The organism is Bradyrhizobium sp. CER78, assembly GCF_029846235.1.
Classification (GTDB): Bacteria; Pseudomonadota; Alphaproteobacteria; order Rhizobiales; family Xanthobacteraceae; genus Bradyrhizobium.
On the sequence record NZ_JARVWP010000009.1, the window covers coordinates 121,600 to 137,612 of the forward strand.

At 64.8% G+C, this 16,013-nt stretch carries 13 protein-coding genes; 9 read left to right on the plus strand and 4 right to left on the minus strand.

All coding sequences use genetic code 11. The features are described 5' to 3' along the window. Window positions 1-7 precede the first annotated feature (7 nt). The gene (gene ald / locus QDT69_RS20845; protein ID WP_279708341.1) at window positions 8-1,123 is read right to left on the minus strand and encodes an alanine dehydrogenase; all 1,116 of its coding nucleotides are present in this window, start codon (window positions 1,121-1,123) and stop codon (window positions 8-10) included. A gap of 126 nt (window positions 1,124-1,249) precedes the next feature. On the opposite strand from ald, the gene QDT69_RS20850 reads away from it, so the two are divergent. Further along, on the plus strand, window positions 1,250-1,738 hold the full coding sequence (locus QDT69_RS20850; RefSeq protein ID WP_279708342.1) for an Lrp/AsnC family transcriptional regulator: 489 nt from the start codon (window positions 1,250-1,252) through the stop codon (window positions 1,736-1,738). 182 nt (window positions 1,739-1,920) lie between these two features. Here the strand turns inward: QDT69_RS20850 and QDT69_RS20855 are convergent, their stop codons facing one another. Further along, window positions 1,921-2,469 (minus strand): cytochrome b, encoded by a 549-nt coding sequence (locus QDT69_RS20855; RefSeq protein WP_279708343.1) that lies wholly within the window; start codon window positions 2,467-2,469, stop codon window positions 1,921-1,923. Between the two features lie 455 nt (window positions 2,470-2,924). Between QDT69_RS20855 and QDT69_RS20860 the strand changes: the two genes are divergently transcribed. From QDT69_RS20860 to QDT69_RS20875, 4 genes are all read left to right on the plus strand, one after another. After that, entirely contained in the window at window positions 2,925-3,896 is a 972-nt protein-coding gene (locus QDT69_RS20860; protein WP_279708544.1) for a hypothetical protein, read from the plus strand. Window positions 3,897-3,982: 86 nt separating this feature from the next. Further along, window positions 3,983-4,693, plus strand: coding sequence for a gamma-glutamyl-gamma-aminobutyrate hydrolase family protein (locus tag QDT69_RS20865; RefSeq protein WP_279708344.1), 711 nt, complete (start codon window positions 3,983-3,985; stop codon window positions 4,691-4,693). A 241-nt stretch (window positions 4,694-4,934) separates the two neighbouring features. Continuing rightward, on the plus strand, window positions 4,935-6,671 hold the full coding sequence (locus QDT69_RS20870; RefSeq protein ID WP_279708345.1) for an ABC transporter permease subunit: 1,737 nt from the start codon (window positions 4,935-4,937) through the stop codon (window positions 6,669-6,671). Window positions 6,672-6,686: 15 nt separating this feature from the next. Further along, window positions 6,687-7,997 (plus strand): nitrate/sulfonate/bicarbonate ABC transporter ATP-binding protein, encoded by a 1,311-nt coding sequence (locus tag QDT69_RS20875; protein ID WP_279708346.1) that lies wholly within the window; start codon window positions 6,687-6,689, stop codon window positions 7,995-7,997. 97 nt (window positions 7,998-8,094) lie between these two features. Here the strand turns inward: QDT69_RS20875 and QDT69_RS20880 are convergent, their stop codons facing one another. Together QDT69_RS20880 and QDT69_RS20885 are read right to left on the minus strand one after the other, a co-directional pair. After that, window positions 8,095-8,445 (minus strand): hypothetical protein, encoded by a 351-nt coding sequence (locus tag QDT69_RS20880; protein ID WP_279708347.1) that lies wholly within the window; start codon window positions 8,443-8,445, stop codon window positions 8,095-8,097. A 235-nt stretch (window positions 8,446-8,680) separates the two neighbouring features. After that, complete coding sequence (locus tag QDT69_RS20885; protein ID WP_279708348.1) at window positions 8,681-9,616, minus strand: LysR substrate-binding domain-containing protein; 936 nt, start codon at window positions 9,614-9,616, stop codon at window positions 8,681-8,683. Window positions 9,617-9,817: 201 nt separating this feature from the next. Here QDT69_RS20885 and QDT69_RS20890 point away from each other — a divergent pair, with 201 nt between their 5' ends. From QDT69_RS20890 to QDT69_RS20905, 4 genes are all read left to right on the plus strand, one after another. Beyond that, on the plus strand, window positions 9,818-11,149 hold the full coding sequence (locus QDT69_RS20890) for an MFS transporter (RefSeq protein ID WP_279708349.1): 1,332 nt from the start codon (window positions 9,818-9,820) through the stop codon (window positions 11,147-11,149). 19 nt (window positions 11,150-11,168) lie between these two features. Beyond that, a complete protein-coding gene (locus QDT69_RS20895; RefSeq protein ID WP_279708350.1) occupies window positions 11,169-12,194 on the plus strand; it encodes an amidohydrolase family protein in 1,026 nt (341 codons plus the stop codon). Window positions 12,195-12,433: 239 nt separating this feature from the next. Continuing rightward, window positions 12,434-13,108, plus strand: a complete 675-nt coding sequence (locus tag QDT69_RS20900; protein ID WP_279708351.1) for an RraA family protein — start codon at window positions 12,434-12,436, stop codon at window positions 13,106-13,108. Between the two features lie 311 nt (window positions 13,109-13,419). After that, complete coding sequence (locus QDT69_RS20905) at window positions 13,420-15,897, plus strand: TonB-dependent receptor (protein ID WP_279708352.1); 2,478 nt, start codon at window positions 13,420-13,422, stop codon at window positions 15,895-15,897. Window positions 15,898-16,013: the final 116 nt, after the last annotated feature.

The window sequence follows — 16,013 nt, forward strand, 5'->3', positions numbered from 1 at the left end:
GAAATTGCTACGAAGCCAGCGCTTCCTCCGGCATCACGGCCGACAGATGCTGGCTCTCGGCCACGGCACGATTGGTGATGCGGCCGCGATGGACGTTGAGGCCCGCACGCAGATGCGGATCCTCGACCAGCGCGCGCAGTCCCTTCGAGGCCAGCGCCAGGCCGAACGGCAAGGTGGCGTGGTTGAGCGCGTGGCTCGAGGTGACGGGTACGGCGCCCGGCATGTTGGCGACGCAATAATGCACGATGTCGTCGACCAGATAGGTCGGCGCCTGGTGCGTGGTCGGCTTCGAGGTCTCGAAGCAGCCGCCCTGGTCGATCGCGACGTCGACCAGCACCGCGCGGCGCTTCATGCCTGAGAGCTGCGCGCGCGACACCAGCTTTGGCGCGCTGGCGCCGGGCACCAGCACCGCACCGATCACCACGTCAGCCGCGAAAACTTCCTGCTCGATTGCCTCCAGTGTGGCGTAACGGGTGCGGACGCGGCCGATGAACAAATCGTCGAGCGCACGCAGCCGCGGCAACGAGCGGTCGAGGATGGTGACGTCGCTGCCGAGCCCAGCCGCCATCCGCGCCGCATGGGTGCCGACCACGCCGCCACCGATGATCGCAACGCGCGCCGGCGGAACGCCCGGCACACCGCCGAGCAGCTTGCCCATGCCATCGGCGGATTTGCGCAGCGCGGCGCCCGCGGCCTCGATCGCAAGGCGGCCGGCGACTTCGCTCATTGGCGCCAGCAGGGGCAGCCCGCCATGCGCGTCAGTGACGGTTTCATAGGCGACCGCCGTGCAGCCGGAGGCGATCAGCCCCGTGGTCTGCGGCACGTCGGGCGCAAGATGCAGATAGGTGAACAGGATCTGTCCCTCGCGCAGCCTGATCCATTCCGACGGCTGCGGCTCCTTCACCTTGACGATCATCTCCGCGACGGAGAACACCTCTTCGGCGGTGTCGGCGATCCGTCCGCCGGCCTGGGTATAGGCATCATCGCCGGCACCGATGCCGTCGCCGGCGCCGCGCTGCACCACGACCTCGTGGCCATGGGCCACATATTCCCGCACCGAGGCCGGCGTCAGCCCGACCCGATATTCCTCGACCTTGATTTCCTTGGGCACGCCGACACGCATGGTCCGCTCCTTGCAGAATTGGTTTCCGCCAACCACAAGGCTATGCCCCGTCACACGGGGTTTCTCAGCGAATTCCGGCTTGCCCACAGCCGGATACGCTCATATCCTTCGTCGTTGGCTTTGCTCTTGAAGGAAAACTGCGTGGACGGTCTCGATCGTATCGACCTCAGAATCCTCGCCGAGCTGGTCACTGATGCCCGCGCGAGCCAGATCGAGCTTGCCGAGAAGGTCGGGCTGTCGCCGACCGCCTGCGCGCGGCGCATCCGCCATCTCGAGGAGATCGGCGTGATCCGCGGCTACCGCGTCGACCTCGAAGCGTCAGCGCTTGGCCTCGTCACGACCGTCGTCGTCACCATCACGCTGGAGAAGCAGAGCGAGGATTATCTCGCCGCCTTCGAGGCCGCGATCGCGCGCTGTCCCGACGTCGTGTCCTGCCATCTGATGTCGGGCAGCGACGATTATCATCTGCAGGTCATCGCCCGCGACATCGCCGACTTCGAGCGCATCCACAAGCAGCATTTGTCGCGGATGCCGGGCGTCGCCCGCATCCATTCCAGCTTCGCGATGCGCGAAGTGGTCCGCCGCACCATTCCCGAAACCGCGCTGCGCGGTTAGTCCGAAAGAGTGGGGCCGCGATGGGATTGCGCTCCCTCTCCCGCTTGCGGGGGAGGGTTGGGGTGGGGCTCTCTCCACGAGTCATATTGTGGAGAGAGTCCCCACCCGGCGCTACGCGCCGACCTCCCCCGCAAGCGGGAGAGGTACAGCGAGTTTGCCGATAGACTGAGTAAGCTCAGACGTCAGGTCGGATTGCGGCTCGCGCGCGGCCACATCCGCGCTAGCGTCTCGTCCTTCTTGACGACGACATGCCAGAGCGTCGCCGCGATATGCAGGGCGACTACGGCGTAGACGACATAGGCGAGCGCGCCATGCGCAAGCTCGCCGGCCTCCGCCACCGCCTTGTTGTCGGTGAACAGGCGCGGCCAGCTGAAGGTCCAGAAATAGCGCAGCGAATAGCCGCCGGCCGACGAGAACATGTATCCGGTCACCGGCATCACGAACAGAATGGCGTAGAGCGCCCAGTGATTGAGCCGTGCTGCAATCCGGACCAGCGGCGAGAACGATCCCGGCTCCGGTGGCGCCGTGGTCGCGGCGCGCACGATCAGCCGCAGGATCGCCAGGAAGAACAGGGTGACACCGAGCGACTTGTGCAGCTCGAGCAGCTCGCGCCGCGGCGACGTCCCGGCCGGCTGCAGCCCGCAATACAGCCCGATCAGCATCGCCGCGATGAACAGCACCGCCGTCGCCCAGTGAATCCTGCGCAGCAGCGGGTCGTAGCTGGCCGTCATGTCCGTCGTCACAAGGCGCCTTCGCTTGAAGCCAGCCCGTGCGGGTGCGGCCCGAAAAAGGAAGCCGTTCTCTAGAGGATCGGGCGGAGCCTGCCTACCCGCCGCGGATGTCACATTCGATCACGATCGCGAAGGCCTGGCTTTCCACGCCGTCATTCCGGGGCGCGCGAAGCGCGAACCCGGAATCCATCAGGCAGCGACACGGCGGCCCGATGGATTCCGGGCCTGCGCCTTCGGCGCATCCCGGAATGACGAGAGGGGTTGGGCCGCTCGCTGTCATAAACGCCGGGGCCGCCGCTCACTGTCACGATCGCCGCGCTGTCACAAACGCTGTCACAATCCGTAGCCGCCCGGCCCCGCGCCACACGCATTTTTTAGTCGTGATTCGCGTCCTTCTATGACAGAATTACTACAGTTCAATATCAATTCGGTTACACGCGGAGCGGTGAATGAGCATGGAACGGCGGGCACGGCCGGTTTCGCTGGCTTGGTCGAATCCAGTGGTCCGGTGGTGGGGTCTCTTGAGCCTCGTCAGCGCCGCCAACATCGCGGTCTGGTTCGCGCTGTATCGCCAGTTCCATGAGCAGTCGAACGGCAGCTTCAGCAACACCTCCGGCATCGGGCTGATGCTGCTGCTCTGCGCGGCCTATGTGTTCGGCTGCGCCTTCCGCTCGGTGCTGCCGCGCGCCGACGTGCAGCGCATCTGCCTGTTCGACACCTGGCTGTCGAGCGTCGTGGTCGGCCGCACCGTCGCCACCGTCGCCGAGGTCTGTTTCGCCGCGCAATGGGCGATCATCCTGCATCAGCTCGGCACCATGACCGGCGCCGAGACCACCGTGACCATCGCCTGGATCATCGTGCCGCTGATCGTGATCGCGGAATGCTTCTCCTGGTATGCGGTGCTGACCACGCATTATCTCTGCAACGCGATCGAGAACTCGATCTGGGCCGTGGTGTTCTTCCTGGTCGGGATCGCGCTGTGCCGGCTGCTGCCGGAGTTTCACGGCCCGGTGCGCTGGGCCTTCGTCGTGGCGATCGTCGGCATCGCCGCCTTCCTCGCCTTCCTGATGACCATCGACGTCCCGATGTACCTGAATCGCTGGCGCGCCAACCTCGCCGCCGGCGGCACGCTGCTGCATCCGCTCGACGGCCTGCGCGACGTCAGCCGGCGCTGGGTCGTGACCCACGACATCGCCGAGTGGCGCGAGGAGATCGCCTGGATGTCGCTGTATTTCAGCATGGCGGTGTGGTCGAGCCTCGCGCTCTGCGTCGGCTATTCGCTCGAGGATCAGCTGCCGCGCTACCGCACCGAGCCCGTCATCGTCAGCACTGCGCCGGCGAGCGTGACGACGCCTGTGATCGCCCACACGACACCGGCAGCACAGCACACCGCGACGATCGACGCGGCGGCACCGTCGCAGAATTGATCGACGGCCGCCCCAGCGCGGCTTGAGGTGATCAGCGCTTTCGGAGTAAAGGCTGGGTCATCCCCGCTCCTCCGTCAGCGCGTTTCATGCCCCGCATCACCATCATCGAAACCGGGCTCGTCAGCCCGCAATACCGCGAGCGCCACGGCAGCTATCCGCAGATGTTCCAGCGGATGGTGGCCGCATCAGATCCATCTCTGACGTGCGACGTCGTGAGCGTCGCCAAGGGCGAGGCGCTGCCGGATCCAGCCACGCTGGATGCGATCCTGATCACGGGATCTGCGGCAGGCGTCTATGACGATGTCGAATGGATCGCGCCGCTCGAAGCCTTCGTGCGCGCGGCCCATGACAAGCATGTTCCGATGGTCGGCGTCTGCTTCGGCCATCAGTTGATCGCGCAGGCGCTCGGCGGCACGGTGCGCAAATCGGAGAAAGGTTGGGGCATCGGCCGCCACGTCTATCGGATCGCACCGGACAACGGCCTGCTCGACGGTGAGACGATTGCGGTGGCCGCCTCGCACCAGGACCAGGTGATCATCCCGCCCGCCTCCGCGAGCACGATCATGTCATCCGCCTTCACGCCGCACGCCGGGCTGCTCTATGCCAACGGCACGACATTGTCGGTGCAGCCGCATCCAGAATTCACCGCCGACTACGCCGATGCTTTGTGCGACCTGCGCCGCGGCCTCGCGCCCGACGCCGTGGTCGACACCGCCAAGGCGTCGCTCGCCGAGCCGCTCGACCACGCCATGCTTGGCGGCGTGATCACGCGCTTCCTGACCCGTCCCGGCTCCTGAATCACCGGCTTCGCGGGCGGACCCCGCGACCGGCATCCGTTCATCCCTCCATTGCGGCGTCCCCGCCCGGCGAATCTATGCGCAACCGCTCACCTCGTCCGGCAGGTATCGTCCGAGAGGCGCAATGCCCCATCTCCCGACTACCCTATTGTCGTGAATCCTGCCTATAAGCCGACCTTGGGGGCCGGTTCCGATCCCGTCGGGCCGCAATCATGCCGGTTCTGCCCTCGAAGGTGGCCTTATGTCGTTTCAGGACGTTCGCTCAGCTGTATGGGGACCTGTCTTCCTGCGGCCCAATTTCTGGGACCTTGCGGCGTTGTTGCTGCTGGTCGGTGCGATGGTGCTCGTCGTGTATGGCGGCGAGCAGACCATCGTTCCCCTGTCCGATCTTAAGCGGACGCCAGTATCGCTCGATCCAGCAAACCTGCCTTACTACGCGCTCAGGACCACGATGCGGATGCTGCTGGCGATCGTCTGTTCGATGGTCTTCACCTTCATCTACGCCACTGTCGCGGCCAAGAGCCGGCGCGCCGAGATGGTACTGATCCCGATGCTCGACATCCTGCAGTCGGTGCCGATCCTCGGCTTCCTCACCTTCACCGTCGTGTTCTTCATGAACCTGTTTCCCGGCCGCGTGCTGGGCGCGGAGTTCGCCTGCGTTTTCGCGATCTTCACGAGCCAGGCCTGGAACATGACGTTCAGCATGTATCAGTCACTGCGCAACGTTCCGAAGGACCTCGACGAAGCGACCGCGAGCTTTCACCTATCGGGCTGGCAGCGGTTCTGGCGACTGGACGTTCCCTTCGCGATGCCCGGCCTGATCTGGAACGCAATGATGTCGATGTCCGGCGGTTGGTTCTTCGTCGTGGCGTCGGAGGCGATCACCGTCGGCAAGACGACCGTGACTCTTCCTGGCGTCGGCTCCTACGTTGCCACGGCGATCGAGCAGAAGAACCTGCCTGCGATCGGCTACGCACTCATCACGATGCTGATCGTCATCATCGCCTATGACCAGTTGCTGTTTCGTCCGATCGTTGCCTGGGCCGATAAATTCCGCTTCGAGCAGACTGCCTCCGGCGAAGCTCCGACATCGTGGATGCTCGATCTGTTCCGACGAACACGCGCGCTGCGCGCCCTGACCTATCCACTGGGAATGGCCAACAAGGCGATCTCCACAATGCGCATCAGCTGGCCCGTGGCGCTGCGGCGCGACGGCAAACCTGGGCAATCTTCGCGCATCATCGACGGCATCTGGATTACGGTGATCGTTGCTACGGCTAGCTATGCGGCCGGGCTGGCGTACCAATATCTCTCCGCCTCGCTCGGGTTGTCTGATGTCGTCGATGCCATCGGATACGGGCTCATCACGCTGCTGCGCGTCATCGTGTTGATCGCGTTGGCCACGCTGATCTGGGTGCCGGTCGGCGTCTGGATCGGTCTGCGGCCCAAGCTTGCGGAGCGGATCCAGCCGCTCGCGCAATTCCTCGCGGCATTTCCGGCCAACCTCGCCTTTCCCGTGTTCGTCGTGCTGATCGTCCGCTATCACCTCGATCCCAATATCTGGCTGAGCCCGCTGATGATCCTGGGCACCCAGTGGTACATCCTGTTCAACGTGATCGCGGGCGCCGCCGCCTTCCCGACGGACCTGCGCGAGGCGGCCAGCAGCCTCCACCTTGGGGGGTGGCGATGGTGGATGAAGGTCGTACTGCCCGGCATCTTCCCCTATTACGTCACGGGGGCGATCACCGCGTCGGGCGGATCCTGGAACGCCTCGATCGTCGCGGAGGTCGCGAGCTGGGGCAATACCCATCTGGTCGCCACCGGCCTCGGCGCCTATATCGCTCGCGCAACCGAGGCCGGCGACTTTCCCAAGGTCGTGCTCGGGATCGTCGTCATGTGCATCCTGGTCACGTTGTTTAACCGCCTGCTGTGGCGACCGCTCTACGCCTTCGGCGAGCGCCGCCTTCGCCTCGGCTGATCGAGAGGAATCCCGATGCTCGACCAAACCAAGCAAGCCGCCCTGATCGACATCCGCAACGTCTGCCGGTCGTTCCCGAAAGGAAGCGGTGAGCAACTGCTGGTGCTCGAAAATGTCGACCTGACGATTCATGCTGGCGAGATCGTCGGGCTGCTCGGCCGCTCCGGATCGGGCAAGTCGACCTTACTGCGGATCATCGCGGGGCTTGTCGCGCCGTCATCGGGCGCTGCGACCTGCCGCGGCGAAGTGATCGCGGGGCCGCCGAACGGCGTCGCCATGGTGTTCCAGTCATTCGCGCTGTTCCCCTGGCTGACGGTCTTGCAGAACGTCGAGCTCGGACTGGAGGCGCTTGGCGTCGATGCTCCCGAGCGCCGCAAGCGCGCGCTCGCGGCAATCGACCTGATCGGCCTCGACGGCTTCGAATCCGCCTACCCCAAGGAATTGTCGGGCGGCATGCGTCAGCGCGTCGGCTTTGCGCGCGCGCTGGTCGTGCACCCCGACCTGTTGTTGATGGATGAACCGTTCTCGGCGCTCGACGTGCTGACGGCCGAGACGCTGCGTACCGACCTGATCGACCTTTGGATCGAAGGCCGACTGCCAATCAAGTCAGTGCTGATGGTGACGCACAATATCGAGGAGGCCGTCCTGATGTGCGATCGCGTCCTGGTGTTCTCGTCGAATCCGGGACGCGTCGCTGCCGAATTCAAGATTGACCTGAAGCATCCGCGCAATCGGCTGGATCCGACGTTCCGCCAGCTCGTCGATCAGCTCTATGCCCGGATGACACAACGAGAGGAACCCAAGGCGCCTACGCTCGGGGGAATTCCCGGCTCCGGTGTCGGCATGGTTCTGGATCACGTCTCGTCCAACGTGCTGTCGGGCCTGATCGAGACGCTGGCCGGTCCTCCCTATGGCGGACATGCCGACCTTCCGGTGCTGGCGAGCCAGCTTCAGCTCGAGACCGATGAAATCCTGCATCTCGGCGAAACGCTGCAACTGTTGCGCTTTGCCCAGCTCAGCGAAGGCGACGTGGTGCTGACCGAAGCCGGCGTGCGCTTTGCGCATCTCGACACCGACACGCGCAAGAAACTGTTCGCCGAGCACCTCATCAACTACGTGCCGGTGATCGGCCTGATCCGCCGCGTGCTCGACGAGCGGCCCTCGCACATGGCGCCGGCCGCGCGCTTCCGCAACGAACTCGAGGACTACATGTCCGAGGACTACGCGGATGAAACTCTCAAGACCATCGTGTCCTGGGGCCGCTATGCCGAGCTGTTCGCCTATGACGAGCAGTCCGAGACGTTCAGCCTGGAGAATCCGGGGTAAGCGATCGCCGGATTACCGCACGCCGGGCCGCTCGACCACGCCACGCTCGGCGGCGTGGTCATGCACTTCCTCACCCGCCGCCCCCCAATAAGACCGCTCAGGTCATGCTGCCCGGCATGAAGCAGCGCACGCGCGGGTGGCCGTCGATATAGTGCTTCCACACCATGGTTCGCCCGATCTTGTTCGGCTCGGTGATCAAGGCCTCGTCAGGCACTACGACCCATTCACTGTCGATCAGCACGCGATAATGGCCGTGATCCGACTCCCAATCGGGATCGGCGACCACATATCCGTCGGCATCCGAGCAGCACTGCCCGTAGCCGCTGTGCAGGCTTTCAAACCAGGGCTTCAATGGTGAGTTGGCGTAGCGGCCGTCGTCGCGCGCCAGGGTCGGCGATGTCAAGAACACCGTCCCAAGCAGGACTGCCGCACGTGTGAGAGCGTGCATCTTGTCGTCTCCGCAGATGTCAAATAGCTGCGGGCGCGCATCACCAATCCTTCGCTCGCGACATTGCCGTCGCAGGCGGAAGCACGACGAATCGGCGCCCCAGCATCTGACATTCGGCTATGCAAGAGCAGCGCCAGACTGCGTTCCGGGAGACTACGGCCTACGAAAGTATGGGGTCCGCGGACCGTCGCGTGCGACGCCCGACAAGCGGCCGGTCGCCTTCCGCGTGGCGCGATCAACGGCTCGCTGCGGCGACCTCGGGAACGAGCGGCGGTGCGCTGCGCGATGCCGCCTGCAATGCGCATTCGACGAACCGGCGCGGCAGCAGCGAGGCGTTTGAGCGCATCGCCACCAGCATGCGACTCTCGGCGTCCGGCGTATCGAGTGTCTTGGCGACGACGTTCATGACGCCGGCCTGCTGGTAGCAGGACGGCAGGATCGAAAGCCCGATTCCGGCCGCGACGAGGCTGAGCACGGTGCGCAGTTCATGCGCCTCCTGCGCGATCCGCGGCGCAAAGCCCGCGCGCCGGCACAGCATCGCAGCCTGATCGCCGACGCCGCAGCCGCTCTCCGCCATGCCGACGAATTCGTGCTCGGCAAGATCGGCAACGCCGAGCTTGCCGGGTGCTGTGGCGAGCGGATGATCGATCGGCAGGAACACCATCAGCCGGTCGCGCCAGACGACATGAACCTGCAGATCGGCCGCCGGCCGGAAGTCGAGCGGCGGCCGCATGATCGCGACATCGAGCTCGGCGTCGGCGAGAGCCTGGAGCTGCTTCGCCGTCGACATGTGCCTGAGCTCGATCTTCACCCGCGGATAGCTGGCGCGGAAGTTGCGGAACAATTCGGCGAACATGTCGAGCATCGGAACAGAATCCGTGAAGCCGACACGAACCGCGCCGGCTTCACCGCGCGCGGCGCGGCGTACGGTCTCCGACGCAAGGTCGAGCTCGCTGACGGCGCGGCGCGCGTGCTCCAGCAGCAATTGTCCGGCCTGGGTGAGCTCGACGGCACGCCGTGTCCGCGACAGCAGCTGCGTGCCGAGCTCCTCTTCCATCGCCTTGATCTGCGTGCTCAGCGGCGGCTGGCTGACATGCAGCCGTTTGGCGGCGCGGCTGAAGCTGAGCTCCTCGGCCACGGCGATGAAATAGCGAAGCTGCCTGTAGTCCATCGCTTATTCCGATTCCCTATAAGTGACGGGTCAAAGCGGTATTTGACCTCCCAGGACCGTTTCCCGATCTTGGCGCCAAAACGCGGTCCCTCCAAGGGGCAACACGCGCAGCCGGTCAGCCATGCGAAATCGCCGCGAATAACAGGCGTTCTGCCCGGTTCGGATCACAGGCGCGACAACAAAAAGCAAGGGAAGAATCCAATGGGCCAGGCGTCCGTCAGCGAGCTCGAACAGCAAACCATCCGCCGGGTCTATTGGCGGCTGATCCCGGTCCTGTTCGTCATGATGTTCTTCAACTATCTCGACCGCATCAATCTCGGCTATGCCGGGCTGACGATGAACAAGGATCTCGGCCTCAGCCCCGCGATCTTCGGCTTTGCCGCCAGCATCTTCTTCCTCGGCTACATGGTGCTCGAGGTACCGAGCAATTTGATGCTGCACTGGCTCGGGGCGCGGATCTGGCTGGCGCGGATCCTGATCACCTGGGGCCTCGTCGCCACACTCACCGCCTTTGTCTGGAATCCGCTCAGCCTCTACGTGATGCGGTTCGGCCTCGGCGTCGCGGAAGCCGGCTTCATGCCCGGCGTCGTGCTTTACCTCACCTACTGGTTCCCCTCGCGCTATCGCGCCCGCGCGGTCGCAGGATACATCATCGCCGGCTCGTTCTCGGCCGTAGCCGGCGGGCCGATCTCGACCAGCATCATGACCTGGTGCGACGGCACGGCCGGCCTGCATGGCTGGCAATGGATGTTCATCGCCGAGGGCGTGCCGACCATTCTGCTCGGCCTGTTCACGCTCTATTATCTGACCGACCGCCCGACCAAGGCGAGCTGGCTCACCAAGGAGCAGGCCGCCTGGCTGGAGGGCGAGCTCGCCGCCGAGCGGGCCGAGATCGAACAGCAGGGGCAGCACAGGTTGATCGAATGCGTGCTCGACATCAGGGTCTGGCTGCTCGCGGCGCTGTTCGGCTGCGCGCTGGTCGGCATCTATGGCCTGCTGCTGTGGCTGCCGCAGATCATCAAGGGCATGGGCGATCTCAGCAACATCCAGGTCGGCTTCCTCTCGGCGATCCCGCCGCTGCTCGGCGTCATCGGCACCATCGTGGTCAGCCGCAGCTCGGACAAGACCGGCGATCGCAAGTTTCATCTCGCGGCCGTCTATCTGCTCGCCGCCGTCGCGATGCTCGGCAGCGCCTATGTCGCGAGCCCGGTGCTGGCCTTCGTGTTCCTGTGCATCGTCGGCTTCAGCCTGAATGCCGGCAATCCGCTGTTCTGGAGCATCAACGCCTCGCTGCTGACCGGCGCGGCCGGCGCCGCGTCGATCGCGATGGTCAACACGCTGGCGCAGTTCGGCGGGCTGATCGGGCCGTGGTGCATCGGCCTGATCAAGGATTCCACCGGAAGCTTCTCCTGGGCGCTGGTCGGCATCGCCGGCTTCCTGTTCGTCGCATCCGCCATCGCCGCCACCATGCGCGTCAAGCCGCGCGAGACGGAATTGACCGGCGCGATCCCGTCATCCGTCGCACAGTCATAACACTGCCAAGGACACCACCATGATAATCGATTGTCACGGCCACTACACCACCGAACCGGCCAAGCTGCAGATCTTCCGCGACAAGCAGCTCGCCGGCCTCGCCGACAAATCGCGCCGGCCGCTCTCCACCAATCTCGGCATCACCGATGACGAGATTCGCTCGAGCGTCGAGGGTGCGCAGCTTCGCCTGCAGAAGGAGCGCGGCACCGACGTCACGATCTTCTCGCCGCGCGCCGCCGGCATGGCGCATCATGTCGGCAAGGAAACAACCAGCCGTGAATGGACCACGATCTGCAACGACCTGGTGCACCGGGTCTGCACCCTGTTCCCGCAGAACTTCGTTCCCGTGTGCCAGCTGCCGCAGAGCCCTGGCGTGGCGCCCAAGAACTGCGTCGAGGAGCTGGAGCGCTGCGTGACCCAACTCGGCTTCGTCGGCTGCAACCTCAATCCCGATCCGGCCGGCGGTTATTGGTGCGATCCGCCGTTGACCGATGAATGGTGGTATCCGCTCTATGAGAAGATGGTCGAGCTCGACGTGCCGGCGATGGTCCATGTCTCCTCGTCCTGCAATCCCTGCTTCCACGGCACCGGCGCGCATTACCTCAACGGCGACACCACCGCCTTCATGCAGTTCCTGACTTCCGATCTGTTCAAGCGCTTCCCGACGCTGCGGTTCATCATCCCGCATGGCGGCGGCGCGGTGCCCTATCACTGGGGACGCTACCGGGGTCTCGCGCAGGACATGAAGCTGCCGCCGCTGTCGGAGCATCTGCTCAAGAACGTGTTCTTCGACACCTGCGTCTATCATTTGCCCGGCATCGAGCTGCTGACCCGAGTGATCCCGGTCGAGAACATCCTGTTCGCGTCCGAGATGGTCGGTGCGGTTCGCGGCATCGATCCGGAGACGGGTCATCACTTCGACGACACCCGCCGCTACATCGACGCGCTGCCGCTCAGCGCCGAGGACAAGGCCAAGATCTTTGAAGACAATGCCCGCCGCGTCTATCCTCGCCTCAACGCCCATCTCGACCGCCGCGCGCACTAGGTGATGGTTGAACCGATCCGGCCGCAGACCCGCTTCACCTCTCCCGCTTGCGGGGGAGGTCGCATCGCAGGATGCGATGCGGGTGGGGGTTCTCTCCACGACACGACTCGCGGAGAGAGCCCCCACCCCAGCCCTCCCCCGCAAGCGGGAGAGGGAGCCCATCTGCTGCGCGGCCGCAGTTTAGCCCAATCCAATCATGCTCCAAGCAATCACGCTCAAGCAGACCCCGGAGAAAACCGATGGCCATAGGATTTGCAATTCACAAGGCAAAGCGGAAAGTCTCGCCTGATCTGGTCGCGCGCTACCGCACGCTGCCGGTCGCCAATATCAGCGATGTGATGTCGCGGATCGCGGGCACCAACCGGCTGCGGCCGATGCACAAGGGCGGCTGGCTCGGCGGCCCGGCGCTGACCGTGAAGACCCGGCCCGGCGACAATCTCATGGTGCACAAGGCGATCGACCTCGCCCAGCCCGGCGACGTGATCGTGGTCGATGCCGGCGGCGTCCTGGTCAACGCCATCATCGGCGAGATCATGTCGACCTTGGCCGAGAAGAAGGGCGTCGCAGGCTTCGTGATCGACGGCTCGATCCGCGATGCCGGCGCGATCCGCGCCGGAGCGTTCCCGGTGTTCGCCGCAGGCGTCGCCCATCGCGGGCCCTACAAGGACGGCCCGGGCGAGATCAACTGCGCGATCTCGATCGACGGCATGATCGTCGAGCCCGGCGATCTCATCGTGGCCGACGATGACGGCGTGCTCTGCGTGCCGCATGACGACGCCGAGGCGATCTGCAAGCTGACCGAGGCCAAGAAGGCGACCGAGGAGAAAGCCATCCAACAGATCCTCGCCGGCACCAGCGACCGCCGCTGGGTCGATGAAGCCCTGCAGCGGCTCGGCTGCGAGTTCAAGGACTAGACCCCGTTGCCCAAGAGGCGGGAGTGCCCGCTTCTTGGGCACGAATTTGCGTAAAGCTGGCCGGAATCACCCGCCCCGGCTGTCCGTCCATCGAAATCGGGAATTTTTCCCGATGACCGATGGAAAGAATCCCGCCCTCCCGGGACACATCTCGTTTGCCAAAGCACCAGCGCTCCCGCAGTCTCAGGACTAGGGTTCGTCGGGGATAAAAGCCGAACCGCGACAATGGGGTGGGCGTTATGGCTGGTACGTTGTTGCGTACGGCAACACGGTTTCTGTCTTGTTCGGTCCATACCCCCGGCGCTGCGGCCGTGCTCACCGCCATCGGAGCCGCAGCGCCGCTGACCGCGGGCGCCCAGACCCCCGCCCCGACCGAGCTGCCGCCGGTCTCCGTGATTGCCCCCTCGCCGCTGTCGGGCACGCGCAGCATCAAGCCCGCCTCGCGGCCGGTGGTGCGGACCTCGCGGACCGCCCGGACACGGGCCGCCCCGGCGCAAACCGCAGCAGCACCCGAGGGCGGCGCCGGGGTCCCCGGCCCCTCCGAGCGCGACTCGAGCCTGCTCGACCGCGACAAGATTCCGTCCAACACCGAGGTGCTGACCTCGGCCGATTTCAGCCGCAACTATTCGACCAACTTCCTCGACTCGGTGAACCGCAAGCTGCCCGGTGTCACGCTCACCGACCAGACCGGCAACCCGTTCCAGCGCACGCTTGATTACCGCGGCTTTGTCGCCTCACCGGTTCAAGGCACGCCGCAGGGCATCGCGGTCTATCAGAACGGCGTGCGCATCAACGAATCCTGGGGCGACGTGGTGAACTGGGATTTCATCCCGGAAAAGGCCATCGACCGGGTTTCGCTGGTGCCCAACAACCCGATCTTCGGCCTGAACGCGATCGGCGGCGCGCTCAGCATCCAGATGAAGAACGGCTTCATCTATCAGGGCTCCGAGGCGGAACTGTTCGGCGGCTCCTACGGGCGCGTGCAGGGCAGCGTGCAGGCCGGCGGCCAGCGGGACAACATCTCCGCCTATGCGGCGTTCGAATCCGCCTATGATCGCGGCTGGCGCGACCATGCGAATTCGTCACACATCAACCGGATGTATGTCGACGTCGGCGCGCGCAACGATGACACCGAATTCCACGTCAACTTCACCGGCGCCAGCAATCTGCTCGGCAACGTCGCGGCAACGCCGGTCGAGATGCTCAACCAGCGCTGGTCCAGCGTCTACACCTGGCCGCAATCGACACTGCTGCAGCTCGCCTTCGTCAACGCCACCTTGAGCCACAATTTCTCGGACACCTGGTCGTTCCAGGGCAATGCCTATTTCCGCGGCTTCCGGCAGACCCATGTCGACGGCAACGGCACCGACGTTGCGCCGTGCGACGATCCCACGACCTTGTGCATCGGCGACGGCCTTCCGGTCTTCGGTCCAGCCGATGGCCCGGCCACTCCGAACACGCTCGGCAACGCCTTCCTCGGCGAAATCGACCGCAACCGGGCCGCGACCAACAGCTACGGCGGCACGGCGCAGTTGACCAATTCGGACAAGCTGTTCGGGCACGACAACCACGTCGTGATGGGTGTCAGCGTCGACCACGGCAACACCAAATTCACGGCGAGCAGCGAGCTCGGCACGGTCGACCCGAACAACCTGTTCGTGACCGGCACCGGCGTCTTCATCAACCAGCCCGACGCAGGCCTCAGCCCGGTCGATCTGCGCGCCACCAACACCTACACCGGCATCTACCTCACCGATACGTTCGATGTGACCAACAAGTTCTCGGTGACCGCTGGCGGGCGATTCAATTACGCCCAGATCGATCTGCAGGACCAGACCGGGACCAATGACCTGCTCAACAGCAGCAACCGCTTCCAGCGCTTCAATCCGGTGATCGGCGGCACCTACAAGATCACGTCGAACCTCACCGCCTATGCCGGCTATTCGGAAGCCAACCGCACGCCGACGCCGCTGGAGCTTGGCTGCTCCGATCCCAACCATCCCTGCATGATCGACACCTTCCTGGTCGCCGATCCGCCGCTCAAGCAGGTGGTGTCGCACACCGTCGAAGCGGGCCTGCGCGGCAGCTGGGGCCGCGATGCCAAGACGGGCGTTCTGAGCTGGGGGCTGGGCGCGTTCCGCACGCTGTCCGACGACGACATCGTTCAGGTGGCAAGCCCGCTCGGCGTCAACAATTTCGGCTTCTTCCAGAACGCCGGGCAGACCTTGCGCCAGGGCATCGAGGCCAAGCTCGACTACCGCTTCGATCGCTGGAACGCCTACGCCAACTACACCTATGTCGATGCGACCTATCAAAGCGCGATCACGCTGTTCTCGCCGAATAATCCGAACGCCCAGATCGACCCGAACAACGACAGCGTCTCGTTCGTCAACGTCAAGCCGGGCGACCACATCCCTGGCATTCCCGCGCACCGCTTCAAGGCCGGCGTCGACTACAACGTCACGGATGCGTGGAAGGTCGGAGCCGACCTCAACATCGTGGGCAGCCAGTGGCTGATCCATGACGACACCAACAAGAGCCCGAAAGTGCCGGCCTACTCGGTCGTCAATCTGCACACGTCATATCAGATCACGAAGAACATCGAGGTGTTCGGCCTGATCAACAATGTGTTCAACCAGCATTACTATCTGAGCGGCGCGTTCTACCAGACCGGCGGCTTTGTCAGCGCCGGTGGTGCCCCCAACCTGATGGCGCAGCTCAGCGATCCCCGCGCCTTCGTGCCCGGCATGCCGCTCGCCGCCTATGCCGGCATCAGGGCGAAGTTTTAGGGCATTATAAAGTTAGGTTGAAGCGGCCAAGAGAAGCGAACTCGCTGCACCTCTCCCGCTTGCGGGGGAGGTCGGATCGCATCGATAGATGCGATCCGGGTGGGGGTTCTCTCCTC

Excerpts from the sequence above, each read along its gene's own strand:
- QDT69_RS20890 (WP_279708349.1), top strand. The coding sequence starts at position 9,818 with ATGGGCCAGGCGTCCGTCAGCGAGCTCGAACAGCAAACCATCCGCCGG.
- QDT69_RS20895 (WP_279708350.1), top strand. The coding sequence starts at position 11,169 with ATGATAATCGATTGTCACGGCCACTACACCACCGAACCGGCCAAGCTG.
- QDT69_RS20875 (WP_279708346.1), top strand. The coding sequence starts at position 6,687 with ATGCTCGACCAAACCAAGCAAGCCGCCCTGATCGACATCCGCAACGTC.
- QDT69_RS20865 (WP_279708344.1), top strand. The coding sequence starts at position 3,983 with ATGCCCCGCATCACCATCATCGAAACCGGGCTCGTCAGCCCGCAATAC.
- QDT69_RS20900 (WP_279708351.1), top strand. The coding sequence starts at position 12,434 with ATGGCCATAGGATTTGCAATTCACAAGGCAAAGCGGAAAGTCTCGCCT.
- ald (WP_279708341.1), bottom strand. The coding sequence starts at position 1,123 with ATGCGTGTCGGCGTGCCCAAGGAAATCAAGGTCGAGGAATATCGGGTC.
- QDT69_RS20885 (WP_279708348.1), bottom strand. The coding sequence starts at position 9,616 with ATGGACTACAGGCAGCTTCGCTATTTCATCGCCGTGGCCGAGGAGCTC.
- QDT69_RS20860 (WP_279708544.1), top strand. The coding sequence starts at position 2,925 with ATGGAACGGCGGGCACGGCCGGTTTCGCTGGCTTGGTCGAATCCAGTG.
- QDT69_RS20855 (WP_279708343.1), bottom strand. The coding sequence starts at position 2,469 with ATGACGGCCAGCTACGACCCGCTGCTGCGCAGGATTCACTGGGCGACG.
- QDT69_RS20880 (WP_279708347.1), bottom strand. The coding sequence starts at position 8,445 with ATGCACGCTCTCACACGTGCGGCAGTCCTGCTTGGGACGGTGTTCTTG.
- QDT69_RS20870 (WP_279708345.1), top strand. The coding sequence starts at position 4,935 with ATGTCGTTTCAGGACGTTCGCTCAGCTGTATGGGGACCTGTCTTCCTG.